This window comes from Pseudomonas sp. RIT-PI-o (assembly GCF_001297215.1).
Lineage (GTDB): Bacteria > Pseudomonadota > Gammaproteobacteria > Pseudomonadales > Pseudomonadaceae > Aquipseudomonas > Aquipseudomonas moraviensis_A.
In genome coordinates this window covers 176,819-191,568 of the sequence record NZ_LHPA01000011.1, presented here as the reverse complement: position 1 = coordinate 191,568, position 14,750 = coordinate 176,819, and the positions used below count along the sequence as shown (strand labels likewise).

The 14,750-nt window shown below is 60.9% G+C and carries 2 protein-coding genes; both read left to right on the top strand.

Annotation, left to right across the window (positions count from 1 at the left end; translation table 11 throughout):
* Positions 1-9 precede the first annotated feature (9 nt).
* Positions 10-7,221 carry an NEL-type E3 ubiquitin ligase domain-containing protein gene (locus tag AEQ63_RS03460; protein ID WP_064361788.1) on the top strand — a complete coding sequence of 2,404 codons (7,212 nt, stop codon included), beginning with the start codon at positions 10-12 and terminating at the stop codon, positions 7,219-7,221.
* Between the two features lie 139 nt (positions 7,222-7,360).
* The gene (locus AEQ63_RS03455; protein WP_082367704.1) at positions 7,361-14,716 is read left to right on the top strand and encodes an NEL-type E3 ubiquitin ligase domain-containing protein; all 7,356 of its coding nucleotides are present in this window, start codon (positions 7,361-7,363) and stop codon (positions 14,714-14,716) included.
* The last annotated feature ends 34 nt before the right edge of the window (positions 14,717-14,750 follow it).

Sequence of the window (14,750 nt, the reverse complement as noted above, 5' to 3'; positions counted from 1 at the left end):
GAGCGATGTATGTCCCCCGATTTCCTTATTCCTCAAGCCACGGACAAGCCTGCACCACCGCCTGCTACCGAGAGCCTGCAGGGGCCTTTTCTGGAGGCTGCGGTGCCGCCATGGCTGATCGATGCTTCTGCTCTGAGAAAGGCCGAGTTCAAACAGGCCAGGACCGTCCTGCCGAACTGGTACAGCACCATGGCACCGGCACACCGTCGTGTTTTGCATGAAAGCTACGGCCACAGTTTCAGCACGCAGACGCGATTGGACCAGACCATGGCAGCGTTCAAGGACATTGATGCGTTCGCCCGGCCCATCCTGATGCAGGCGCTTAAAAGCCGTTTTCAGGTCGAGGTTGATGTCGACAAAACCCTGTTATGCCTCCGGCGCCCCATACGCGCCGGTCTCCTCGGCGAGGAAATCGGAACTTACGAATCCTTGACGCTCCCTTTGCTGCAGGCGGCGCTGCACAACTTCGAAAGTGACGAATGTCGGTACGGGGCGTTTCACCGAAGCTCCGCGTTTGCAATCCAGAACCCTGCCACGGAGGTCTACACGGCTGTGCCGGTAAACGTGTCGGTCAGAAACTTTCTCGGTCTGTGCCGTGAACTGGATATCGGTGCGAAGTATCAGGCCTATCTCGATTCTTTTTTCCATCCCGAAAACCCCAAGGCCGAGGCGAGGTTGCGCCGGCGGTTCATTGCCAGCCAGAAAACAGCCATGCGTGCGGCGGCTGATCGGGCTTTGTTGACCAAGGACATTCTGCCGGAAGACCACGCGATGATCATTTCGGTCATCAGAGGCGAGCGACATCCCAGAATCGGTCGCAATCAGGTCTGGTTTCAGGACCTGAGCCTGATGAGGCACAGGTTGGTGGGCTGTGTTGCGTTCAAGATCGCCGAAAGGAATCGCCCCACCGAGGCAGTGATTCTTTATGTGCCGAATGATCCGGTACATCCGCTGAAGCGCTATACCGGCACGCAAATGCAGAGCACCTTCAAGCGGCTGCTTACCGCTCGTGTTCCAGGGCAGTCGGCAGACATCGAACCGACGCCTTACCAGCGGTTTCTGAGCCAGTTCTTGCCCTACGAAAAACGTCCTTACTATTTCAGCCAGTTCGTGAAGGTTGCCGACTCTGCGTCCGACTGGCTGACGTCGCCCTGGCGCAAAATACTGGAAGCCACACTGACCGCAATCGAGATATGGAAAACCTCGCCCAAATACGCGAAGAGAGTGCCGGAGCCCGATCCCTACATTGCCGCCGCGTTGATGCCCCACGTGCAGGCTTTTCCCTGGGCAGCCAATTCTGACCTGTGGACTTACCTCTATGAAAAGCACCGCGAGAAGGTCTTCGCTGATGCCCGCTGCCACGCGGTTCCAACCGCCGACGTGGACGCCAGTGCACGAAACGCCAAACTGTCAGGCCTGCTGCAATTCGGCCTGCTGGCGCTGAATGTGGCGTCGATGTTTGTGCCGGTGCTGGGCGAGATCATGCTGGTGGTGATGGCCGGCCAGTTGTTGTTCGAAACCATCGAGGGCGTGGTCGAATGGAGCGAGGGTGACAGGCACGCCGCCAAGGCGCACTTCGTGGATGTAGCGGAGAACCTCGCGCAGATTGCAGTCATGGCGGCAGTCGGCGCGGGTTTCAAACGGCTGACGGCGGTAAAGGCGGAGCCGCTGATCGAGCAACTGCATCCCGTGACTCTGCCCACTGGCGAAACCCGTCTGTGGAAGCCCGGCTTCAGTGGCTATGAACAGCACCTCACGTTGAGTGGATCAGTGCGGCCGAATGCACAGGGGCAGTACCGGATCGACGGCAAAATCTGTTTCCGCCATGGCGGCAGGTTCTACGAACAGACACTCGATGAGTCAACCGCTCAATGGCGTCTCAAACATCCCAGCGATGCCGACGCTTATCAGCCAGTCCTGAGTCATAACGGTCAGGGCGCCTGGCGGCTGGCGCTGGAGCAGCCGATGGACTGGGAGCGACTGACCCTGCTGCGGCGCATGGGGCATATCACCGACGACTTCAGCGATGAATCCCTGTTGATGCTCGCCGATATCAGCGCCGTCAGTGACAACGCCTTGCGCAAAATGCACATGGATCATCTACCGCCACCTCCTGAATTGCACGACGCGATGCGCCTGTTTCGCGCCGATAGGGGAGCCAGGCAAATGATCGAGCAACTGCGCGGAGCGAGGCCCATTGATGAGGGGTATCTGTACGCACTGCCTCTGGTCACCGAAATGCCGCAGTGGCCGGCCGATCGGATACTGGAGTTTTTCCTCGGTGCCGAGGGCGAAGGATCGTCGATTCGGTACGGTGCGCAGACGTCACTGCCCGGGTTTGATCGCAAACCGGTCATCCGTATCAGCCGTGCGCAGGTACTGAACGGAGAAATGCCTGCACGAATTCTGGCAGCGCTGCAGGAAAAAGAAGTACGCCAGCTCCTGGGCCCGGCCGACGCGCAGTTTCGTCCAGCGAGGCCAGACGCATTCAGTCGCAGGCTCGCCGATTATGCCCATACACGACAGTCGGCCATTTTCGACAGCCTTTACCGAGGCAGCGAACCGCTGGGCATACGTGGGCGCATGCTGCAGCGTGAATGTCCCGGACTCAGCGATGCGGCCGCAGAGGATGTGCTCGATCATGCAACGGCGGCGGAACTGGCTCGAATGGACGCTGCCGGGCGCTCCCCGTTGAAAATGCTCGAAGAGGCTCGCTGGCATGCTCGCCAGGGGCGCCAGGTTCGTGCATTCGCCGGTTTGCACAGCGAGAACCTGGCTTCGGCAGACAGCCGAAGGCTGGCACTGTTTGCGCTGGAGCAGTTGCCAGGATGGCCGCAGACATTGCGCCTGGAAATTCGCGAGGGCAGCACAACCGGCGCGCTGCTCGACAGCATCGGTGAGCCCGCGGCACCGGTGAAACGCTATCTAGTCAAGAACGGGCCTGCTTATCAGGCCTTCGATGATCGCGCAGAAGCGCTCAACAGGTTATCGAATGCAGAGGACAGCTTCTATCATTCGCTCCTGCACGCGCTGCCCGATGACATACGCTTGGCCATTGACTTGCCGGAAGGAAGCCCTGGCAGCGAACTGCAACATAAAATCATCGGCTTGGCCCATGCGCATCGACGCCAAGCTGCGCACGTTCTGGCGCCGCAGGCCAAAGCGTTCAAACCACCGGTGCGGGTGAGCGCGAGGCTCAAGGGCTATTACGCCAGTGGCCGAGGCCCAAATCTTGCGCCATCCCTGGAGTCACGGGTGGCGCATCTTTATCCGCAGGCGCGGCAGGCCGAGGCGTTCCTCACCCAGCAACGCGGCAGAAGTAATGCGCAGATCTTCAGCGAACTGGAGTCCCGGCGGGAAGACTGGGAAAGACTCGATACCACCCTGGAGCAATGGCAGGCAGGCCCGACCGGGAGCCAGGCCGCGCTGCACAGGGCGCAAGTTGCTCAGGCACTCAGGAATGCCTGGCGCAATGGCCCGTTGGCCGGGCAAGAGGCCGAAGCCGGGCGCCTGTCGTTGGTGTGCGATACGCCGTTGCCTGCGCTCTCCACACGCTTTGCTCATATCAATGAACTGTCAGTGACGGGACAGGGCATAACGGATGCCAATGCAGACAGTTTTCTGGCGGCGTTCCCGAATGTCACGGATTTGTCGATCGGCGAACTGGGGCAACAGGCCCATCGCCCCACGTTTGTGGCCGGCGCGCTGACGACCCTGCCGGTGGTGGTCGGCCGAATGCCCGGACTGACCCGTCTGCGTTTTTCCACCGATGCGGCGTTACTGGCGCCGAGCTTTTCTCAACGGCTCAGCTCGCTTGCCAGGCTGGAAACGCTGCGCATCGATTACTCAGGAGTCGACTCAACCACTCTGCATGAACTTGACCTGACGCCATTGACCCGCCTGCGCAGCCTGCGCATTGACGCGCCCCGTGCCTTGTGGCGATGGCCCGCGTACGTTGAGCGCCTTGCGCATCTTGAGCGTCTGGATCTGACGCATACGTTGATAGAGACGCTGCCCGAATCGCTGTATCACGATCAAGAGCAGCTTTGGGCCGGGCTGGCGCTCGACTGGTCGAGGGTGACCCCGGCGACCTTCCGGCGCGCTTACGAATACGTCAGCCAATATTCCGGCCCACTGGGCCACCTGCTCGATCTGCATCAGATGGTCGGCGAGTTCTGCCGCGCCGAACTCGACACGATGGCGCCAATGCCGAATTTCACTGACCCGTTATCCGCAGCGTTCAACGCGGCCTGGGGGACACCGCAGGCCAGAGTTACCGCCATCGAACAGCTTCGGGCGGAGCATGAAGCCATTTTCGCGGCGTTCTACACACCCTCCCTGCGGCATGGAACACGTTATGCGACCCTCCGGCGCCAGTGGTCCACGGGGCCTAACGCCGACGTCGTCAGTGCGCTCAAAACCAACTGGTATGGCACGGTTCGCCAACGGTACGGCCTGACCGCCAACGTGGCGACATTTGAATTGCCGGTGACCCGATCAGGCCACGCCATATCGCCGGCTACAGACTTGATCACCGAGTTGCCGCCACTGCCGGCAGGCAGTTTCTCCCACGTGCGTACGGTGCGCCTGGGAAGGCTGGACGTCCCCATCGAACAGGCTCGGCACTTTCTCCGCGCGTTCAGTCATGTCGAATCACTTGAATTCAGCGGTAATACCTTCACCGAGCTGCCCTTTGCGCCGGATGAGCTGTCAGCGCTGACGCATCTGGATGCAGCGGGCAACAGGATCGAGGTTACGCCTGTCGTGCAGCGGCAGATCGCCGGATTGCAGCGTCTCAGAAGGTTGAATTTGAGTAACAACCCGCTGGGCAACATCGATGTGAGCCTGTTGAGCCGATTGCGTGCCCTGAGCCTGAGATCGACGCAGTTGCGAACCTGGCCCGCCGGTGCCGAAAACCTGCCTCGGTTGACCTGGCTCGACCTGCGAGACAACCGGGTCTCGTCACTGCCACCGTCGGTGTTGACCCATCCCGACGCGCTGATGAGAGTCAACCTGACAGGTAACGTATTCAGTCCTGAGGGTGAAGCAAGCCTGCACGCGGCGCTGCGGCGTATCGAGCAGGAACGGTGGCTGGGGCAGGGCACGCTGGCGCGATTTGCTGCAGAACCGGTGCCGGAGGCTTTCCCTCCTGCGGAAACAGGCGGGTCGTTTATCGAGCTGATGCTCTCGCTTCCGGAAGCTGCGACGGTGCTTCAAGGGCAAACGGGGCCGTCGACGCAGTTGCAACGACTGACTCGCCTCATGCCGGTCGAGCAAGCGCGGCTTCACTTGCAGAATCTGCGCGCGTCGGGGGCGAGCGATGCGCAGATCGAAGCACGGATCACCGAATGGCAGCACCTTGGCGAGGCATTGGTCCGTCGGGCGAATGATTGGCTGTACACCCGCGAAGTGCGCACGGACACCTACAGGGTCAATGCGCGAGACCGATCGGTCGCGGCGAGGCGCCTCTTCGAAGCCTGGCTGGACGGGCTCACAGAGCCTGTCGACAGGGCCCGGCTGGATCTGGATTTCCAAGGCCTGCAAACCGGTGATTTGCCGGACCTGGCAATGCCGATTCCAGCAGTCAGAACGCTGGATCTGAGCCGCGTGGGCATGACCACGCGGGGTTCGGACGGGTTTCTCGCGGCTTTTCCCCATGTCGAAACCTTGTACATCAGTGGCAATCCCTTGGGGTCGGTGCCTGCGCCGGTACTGCGAATGCAGCATCTGCAACATCTGGAGATGCAGTATTGCGATCTCGCGGACGCGACGGACCTTTACCCGTTGCTGGCCCGTGCGCGTCTTCGCAGGCTGGATGTCGGCTACAACGAACTTCGTGTCTTCAACCCGCCCGACTTTGGCGCTGTCCAGACCCTGGACCTGCGTTACAACCACCTGACTGCATGGCCTGGCCGTGTATTCGAAGCGCCGCAGTTGCACAGCTTGAACCTGAGCGGCAACGAGCTCACACGCATTCCCGGGGAATTGTTCAGCGGCGAGCACGAGCGTCTGATCCGGGGGACTGATCTCTCCGAAAATCGACGCTTGTCCCTTTCTGCTTTGCAGGACATGCGCCGCTATGCGCGTGAGCAGTCGGCGTCGCACGTGCTGGGAATGTCACGCCGAAACATTGAAACGATGATCGACACACACCTTTTCGGCGATCTGTTCGGTGGCGCAGAAGCGGCCGGCATTCCCGAAGACGACGTCGGCAATGTGGACCTGGACGATCCTGAGGCCGCTGTCCTGCCTGTCGAAGAGGTCCTGGATCCGCTCAACGATGTGGCTCCGAGATCAAGAGATCCGTGGCTCCAGCGCAGCGACGTGACGCTCGCGGCTCGCAGAGCGGACATCTGGGCGCAACTGGCGCAAGAGCCCGATCACCAGCGTTTTTTTCAGTTGCTGCGTTTGTTGCGCGACACGGAGGACTTCCGGCTGGTACCGGCCGACCTGACGCGCAGAATGTGGGATGTCATGCAAGCAGCCACCGAGAGCAGCGAACTGCGCCAGTTGCTGTTTCTCGGCGCTGAAAGCCATGGCACGTGCCCGGACGGGCGGATTCTGACATTCAGCGACATGGAAGTGCGGGTGTCGGTGTATCGGGCACTGCACGACATCCCGGTGCATCGGATGGCGCTAAAGGGCCGGGCGTTATTGCGTCTGTCCCGGCAATTGTTTCGTCTGGACAGGATCGAGACGCTGGCTGACGCCGCAGGGCGGGGCAGGGATCGTGCCGAGGTGCGCCTGAAATATCGTATCGGTCTGACCGGTGGCTGGGGCGATGGGGTGGATCTGCCCGGGCAGCCGGCCTACATGCTCTATGACGAACCCCTCAGCGGTGAACTGCTGACTCAGACCCGGGCCTCGATCCTCGAGGCGGAGCGGACCGATGCACTGCCATTGAGCATGATCGCCCGCGATTACTGGATCACCTATCTGGAGGAACGCCTCCCGCTGGAGATGCAGGCGATTGACTCCGCGGTTGATCAGCAACGCCAGGAACGCTGGAGTGCGTTGGATGATCGGCTCTACCGGGGTGAAATCGATGCACGGGAGTACGATCAGGAACTGGTCGATCTGGGCAAGGCCATGGAACGGCTGCTCACCCAGAAACGTCTCGAGCTGACACGTCGGGAGATCGTCGATCTGCAGAGCTTTGCCGATGAGGCCGAAGAGGGTGATCGAGTCACGCCGACACCGGGACCTTCGAGCCGCCCTTGACGGGCGCGGCCTGGCGTTGAAGATTGCGCCGTGAGTGATACACATCAGGTTACTCACGGCCGCACCGGCAATACCCGGATACCGCAGATCCGCTGACGGGACATGGTCTGCTGATCGCTCCATCAAACCAGGAGTGATCATGGTCACTATCCCATCCAACCCAGAGACGCCGCACGCTGCGCCGCTCGCACGAGTTGTCGCTGGCAGCCAGCCGACAAAGCTCAATACAACGCAAAGCCTGCACCGGGATTTTCTCGAAAAGTCCATCCCGCCGTGGCTGTCCGGCGCTTCGTCGCAACGGCGCGAAGCGCTCAAAAACCTCCCGACTGCGCTGCCAGCGTGGTACCTCGACGCGACGCCGGCACAACGCAAGACGCTGGCCGACAGCATGAAGGCCAGTGTTGTAGCCCAGAACGATCTAGATAGAACCATGGCGACCCTTCAGGACGTCGAGACATTTGCCAGGCCATTGCTGCTCAAAGTGCTCGAGGACCGGCATCAATTACAAATCGATGTCGACAAGACGTTCCTGTGCCTGCGGCGTCCCGTCGAACTGGGCATTGAAAAGATCGAGCTGGCGTCCTTCGAGGTCCTCAAGCTGTCGATGCTGGAAGCCGCGCTGCACAACTTCGAAGCTGACGAATGCAAGCAGGGTGCTTATCACTCGACGTCGGGTTTCGTGGTAGCCACCTCCACCCCAGGTACATTCGAGCACGTGAGCATCGGCCTGACGGTGATGCAGTTCCTGACGCTTTGCCGAGAGCTGGATGTCGGCAAGCAGTATCAGAGCTATTTGACGACATTCTTCCACCCGGACGATGCGGTGGCAGAGGCGGTGCTCAGCGAGCGCTTCATTGCCAGCCAAAAGGCGACGATGCGCGCCGCAGCCGATCAGGCGCTGTTGCAAAAAGACATTGAGCCGGCGGATCACGCAATGATTGTGTCGGTGATCAACGGCAATATGCACCCGTGGATGGGCGATAAACAGGTCTGGTTCAGTGACCTGGGCGTGATGAAAAAAAGGCTCACCGGGTGCGTGGTGTTTGTCATTTGCCAGAAGTACCGCTACGGCGACGAGCTGATTCTTTACATCCCTCACGATCCGGAGCACCCGCTCAAGCGCTACACCGTCCAGCAGATGCGCGATGAGTTCAAGCGCTTGCTCACCGCCCGCGATCCCGTCCAAGAGCCCGGCGCAGAACCGACCGCGTACCAGCGCTTTCTCAGCGAGTTTCTGCCGTATGACCAGCGTGCCTATTATTTCAGCCAGTTCAGACAAAAGGCGGCCGGTTCCCCGAGCGATGCCTGGGCAATATGGCGCTCGCCATGGCTGTCTGTGGCGCAGGTGCTGGCGGGCGGTTCGGTGTTCACCCGGATCCGTGAACTGCCACCCGAGCGTGAGATCAGGTGGGATCCTGTGCCTGATCCCTACATTGCGCCATCGACGTTCGGTCGCAGCGGACGGGGGATTTGGGCGCCCAATGAGGATCTCTGGCAATACCTTTACACCCAGAGCCGCGCCAAGGTATTGGCCGACGCACGCAGCCATGCCGTGCCATCGGCGGATGTCGATGCGAAGGCCCGGGACGCCAAGCTCGCTCATCTGCTGCAGATCGGCATGCTCGGCCTGAACCTGGTCTCGATGTTCGTGCCGGTGCTGGGCGAGGTCATGATGGTGGTGATGGCCGGGCAATTGCTGAATGAAACCCTGGAAGGCGCGATTGAATGGAGTGAGGGCGATCGTCGGGCGGCGAAGGATCACCTGATCGATGTCGCGGAGAATCTGGCGCAGATTGCGTTGATGGCGGGGGTGGGGGCCGGGGGGCAGAAAATCTCCAGTGCCAGAGCCGTGCCGGTCATCGAGCGGCTGCAGCCGGTAACACTGCCCGACGGCGAAGCTCGACTGTGGAGAGCCGACCTGAGAGCCTACGAGTCCGCTGTCACGCTGCCAGACAGCCCCGGCCCGAATCCTGCCGGCCAGCATGTGCTGGAAGGTCAGACCTTCATCCGCCAGGGCGGTAAGGTCTACGAGCAGTTTTACGATGAGTCGATCAGCAAATGGCGCATCAAGCACCCGACCGATGCCCGCGCCTGGCAGCCAGTGCTCGAGAGCAACGGACGCGGTGCCTGGCGGCATACGCTGGAGCGGCCGCGGGACTGGGATCGTCTGACCCTGCTGCGGCGCATCGGCCACGAAACCGAAGCCTTCACCGACGCGCAGTTGATCAAGGCTGCCGATATCAGCGGTGTCAGCGACGCCGCTCTGCGCAAGATGCACGTCGATTCTGCGCTGCCTCCACCGGAACTGACCCAGGCCATGCGCGTGATGCAGGCGGATAGCAACGCGGCACTGGTAGTCGAACAGTTGCGCGGGACAAAACCGATCGACGAACTGTATCTCTATGCGTTGCCGCTGATCACCGAAATGCCGCGCTGGCCGGCGAACCGGGTGCTGGAAGTATTCGACGGCGAGCAATTGTCCGGCAAGTCGGTCAGGTACGGTTCCGCACGGCGCTTTCGCGACGTCGGCGTCAAGGCACCGATTCAGATATCGCGGGCCGATATTCTCAGCGGTGGCCTGCCAGCACATATCCTTGCGGCGCTGGACGAGTCGGAAGTCACCCGGCTCCTGGGCGAGCAAGGCGCACGCGTGCGCGGTGCCCGGCCGGCAGAGTTCGGTAAGCAGATCGCCGACTACGCCGACACTCGTCAGCCGGCGATCTACGACAGCCTCTACAAGGGAACCGACCCCATCGATTCGCGGATTGCGCGTTTGCAGAAGGCCTGCCCTGGACTCAGCGAACCCGCGGCACAAACGGTGCTGGCCCATGGACGCCCCGAAGATCTCGAGCGACTGGATTCAGGCCATCGAGTGCCGCTACGCCTGCTGGAAGAGGCACGCTGGTACGCCCGCCAAAGCCGACAAGTTGCGGCCTATGCCGGCCTGCGCAGTGAAAACGTCGCTTCGGCGGACAGCCGGCGCTTGGCATTGCACACGCTGGAGCAGCTGCCGGGTTGGACGGACAGCGTTCGCATTGAAGTTCGCGAGGGCAATGATGCCGGCCTGCTGCTCGACAGCATCGGCAGTGAAACAGCCAGCGAGAAGAAATACCTGATCAAGAAAGGCGCTCAGTTTCAGGCGTTCGACGAACTCGGTCTTGCACTCAACAGCCTGCCGCGCAACGGCGACAACTTTTACTCATCAATCATGCACGCCCTGCCTGATGACGTACGCCGCAGCCTCGGTGTGCCCGAGGTGGGGCAGTCCGCCCGGTTACAGAAAAAGATCATCAATCATGCCGATCGGCATCAGGCAGATGCGCCTGCGCTGCTCGCGCCGCAGGTCAAATGGATCAAGCCGCCCGTGCGTGTGAACACTACGTTGATCGGTTACCCCGCGAGCGGACGCGGCGCCGGGTTGCAAATGAACCTGACCGATCATGTGTGCGATGTCTATCCGCAGCTTACCTACGAACAGGCTAACGGTTTCATTCTCGAGCAGTACCGGACGGGTAAAGACGACAACGCGATTTTCCAGCTGTTGCAATCACGCCGCGAAGAATGGCAGCAGTTGAACAGGACGCTGGATGAATGGGCAGGCACATCCACGGCGGCGCCTTGGGAACGTTCTGCAACGGATCACAAGTTTCGCGCCGCGCAAGCGTTGAAAACCTGTTGGCGCAACGCCTTGTCCACCGGAGTTTCAGGTGCCGATGAACTTTCGATACTCACTTATGATCCGCTGCCAGAGCTGACGGCAGACTTCGCCCATGTGCGTAAACTTTCGATTGGCGGCAATGGCATCACCGACGCCAATGCGGACGCCTTTCTGGCGCGATTTGCCAACGTGCAAAAGCTGTCGCTGGGGGAGCGTGGCAGTCTGTTTGGCGCCTACATGGCGCATGAGCAGGCACTGACAACCTTGCCTCTGACTGTGACCCGGATGTCTGCACTGAGGAAACTCAAGTTCAGGACGGCAGCCACGGTGATGGCCTCCGACCTGTCGAGCAGACTGAGTACGCTGACCGCCCTTGAGGAGCTTCATCTTGCTTTCCTCGACGGTGGGAGCCATGCCGCTGGCCTGGATCTGACGCCCCTCAAACGCCTGAAGAAACTCCGGATCGAAGCGTCGGGCCTGGCGCAATGGCCGGCCTATGTGCAGCAACTGCCTGAACTGGAACGACTGGACCTGACGCAGACCGCCATCGCATCCATTCCCCAATCGCTCTATGTCGGGCACGAAAGACTCTGGGCAGGTTTGTCGCTGGACTGGTCCATGTTCTCCCATGAAGCGTTCAAACCCGCTTACGACTATGTGAAAAACTACATGGGGCAGTGGCGACATCTGGTCGATCTGGACTTGATGGTTCGTCGCTATTGCGCCGGAGAACTGCAGTTCCTCACGGGCGAAGCCGGCCGCCTCAACCCGTTGCCTCAGCGCATCATGACCCTCTGGAACACCCCGGAAACCCGGCTCAAGGCTGTGGAGATTCTGCGTGTGGAGCACACCGCGATTTTCCGCCAGTTCTACGAGGCCAGCGCATCCGATGGATTGCGCACTGCAATTCCCGCCGCCCGCTGGCAAGCGCAGCCCAATGCACGGGTGGTACGTGCTCTGGAAAAGAACTGGCGTGCAGCCATCCGCCGGCGCTATCGCTTGAATGACGACGTTCGTCCTTTCAATGGGACGAACTGGGCAGCCAGTATCGATCTCGACGATGCCGGTGTGTTTGAACTGGTGGACACTGCATGGGTACAGGGCGAGGAGTCGGTCAGTGAGCTGCCGCGATTGCCAACCGGTGCGTTTGCTCACGTACAGAGCGTTCGACTGGACCGGTTGAATGTGCCGATCGACCAGATTCGCGATTTTCTCCAGGCATTCAGTGGCACCACCAGCCTGGAAGTCACCGCCTGCGGACTGACAGAACTGCCGGTCCGGCCCGCCGATGCAAGCCACCTGACGCAACTGGACGTGTCTCTCAACCTTATCCGCGTTACCCCTGAGGTGCAGAGCCAGTTCAATGCCCTGAACAAACTGGAGCATCTCAATGCCCGGCTCAATCGCCTGGACACACTGGACGTTTCTCGCCTGACCGGGCTCAAGACGTTGAACCTCAGCTCCAATGGCTTCAATCAATGGCCGACCGGGGCGGAAAGCCTGCCGCACTTGCGGACATTGGATTTACGACATAACACCATTGGGTCGCTCCCCGACCAGGTGCTTGCCAACGACGCTGTGCTGCTGAAGACCCGCCTGCAGAACAACCGCTTCAGTACTGAAGGCGAGGCGGACATGCGGGCGGCGCAGCGCCGGATTGAAATGTCCGTTGGGTTGCCGGAAGGTGCCTTGCAACGGTTCGACGCGCAAACGGCGTCATTGCCGGCCAATCCAAGCGCGACCCCGCCGGAAAGTGCGCTGGAGCGCGCCGGTCAGCTGTTAGCGCTTGCGCCCGTTGCTGCAACTGGCGCCAGTTCCGACATGAGTGCCCGTGTGCTGGAGATATTTCCCTCGCTGACCCTTGAACAAGCGCAATCCAGCGTTGCCCGATTGCGCGTTGAAGGCCTGTCCCCGGAGCAAATGGCGGACAGGCTGACCCAGTGGCGAGCGAGTGACGAGACGCTGACGCGTGAGTTGAACGGCTGGATTTTCGGCGCGGCGCCAGGACCTGGTGAAAGCGTGTCATCGTCCACAAGGTTCTTCAACGCGACGAGGATCCGCAATTGCTGGCGGGACGGTCTGACAGGGCTTTCCGAGTCTGCCGGACCAACGCTGAGCCTTTCAGCGGGGGTCATGAGCGATCTGCCTGCGCTGTCAAACGTGTTTGCCCATGTGCGGACACTGGATCTGACAGGGGTCAAGTTTTCAGTCGATAGCTTCAACCTCTTTTGCCCGGCGTTCCCTGAGTTGACCACCCTGAAACTCAACGGCAATGCACTGGAGCGGCTGCCCGAAGCTGTCGGTCGTCTGACCCGCCTGGAACGTCTGGAGTTGAGCGGTAATCGGCTGGCCGTGGCACAAACCGTGTATCAGCACGCGGGTGGGTCGCAGTTGCGCTGGCTCGACCTCAGCCACAATCAGCTGGAGGAGTTCAGCGCCACCAACTTCCCCCGTCTGGAAACCCTCGATCTCAGCCAGAACGGGCTGGGATTCTGGCCTGATGACGTGCTCGATCTGGCGCATTTGCAACGGCTGGACCTGTCGGGCAACAACATCATGGTCTTTCCGGATCGCCTGTTGGACGGTAACCATGAAGCGCTGGTGGACGGCACCGACCTGTCCGAAAACTCGCTGTCGCTCAATGGCCTGCAGCAACTGCGCGAATACAGTGCGGCCAACGCAGACCGTGATGTCATGGGTTATTCCCAGACTTTTCTACAGGGTGAAATTGCCGAACGCGAATTGGAGACCGATAGCGATTCGGATTCTGGCTCCGGTCAGGGATCGGATTCGGATTCGGATTCCGACAGCGATGGCCCAAGTGGGGGTGGCGGTGCCAGGCCCGTTGATACCCGCGCCGTCGTGCAGGCAGCGGAGTTCATTGCCTATCCGGCGCGAGATACGGCAGCGCCAGCGATGGCCGCCTGGATGACGTACACCCATGCAGATGCGCAAGCCGCGCGGCAGGCGTTATGGCTGCAATTGGCTGATCAGGACAACCATGAGCCGTTCTTTCATTTGCTCTCGACCCTGCCCGATACCCTCGAATTCAGTTTGTCAGGTGCCGATCTGACCCATCGGGTCTGGCAAGTCATCGAGGCGGCCACGGAAAATGCCCAACTGCGCAACCTGTTGTTTCTCAACGCCGAAACCCACGGCACCTGCCCTGATGGGCGAATCCTGTCGTTCAGCGAGCTGGAAACCCGCGTCTATGAATACATCGCCCTGCGCGATATTCCACGACACCGCCCGGAGCAGCGCGGCAGGGCCTTGCTTGATCTGAGTCGACGTCTGTTCCGCCTGGAAAGGGTTGACCGACTGGCCGAAGCTGCCGCCAGGTACAAGGACCGCGCGGAAGTCCGCCTGCAATACCGCATCGGCATGACTCGCGGCTGGCCGGACGGCCTGGAATTGCCGGCTCAACCAGAGCACATGCTGTACGCCACACCGATTCGCGGGCAGCGGTTGATTGATGCGCGTGCAGCCGTTCTCGCCGATGAAGCGTCGGACATGTTTCTGGAGGATCTGATCGGTCGCGATTACTGGATCCGCTATTTGCGCGAGCGCAACCCCGAGGTATTCGAGACACTCGAAAGCAACGCGAGCCGGCGCCAGGAGGAGGTCGAGGACCTCTACCCGGACAAAGACGATAGCGAGGCGACTCGTAACCGCTACCTGGAGGCGATGGCCGCACTGGAGATCGAACTGGCGGAAGCGCGCATTGAAAAGCTGAAAGAACTGTCTCGCGCGCAAATGCAGAGTCTGGCACTGGCGGGCGAAGGCACGGCACAACCTGATCCTTCTTCACCGCAGCCCGGCCCATCATGGCGCCCGTGAGCGGATGAATGATGAGGCCCGGGAGCAAGGTGCT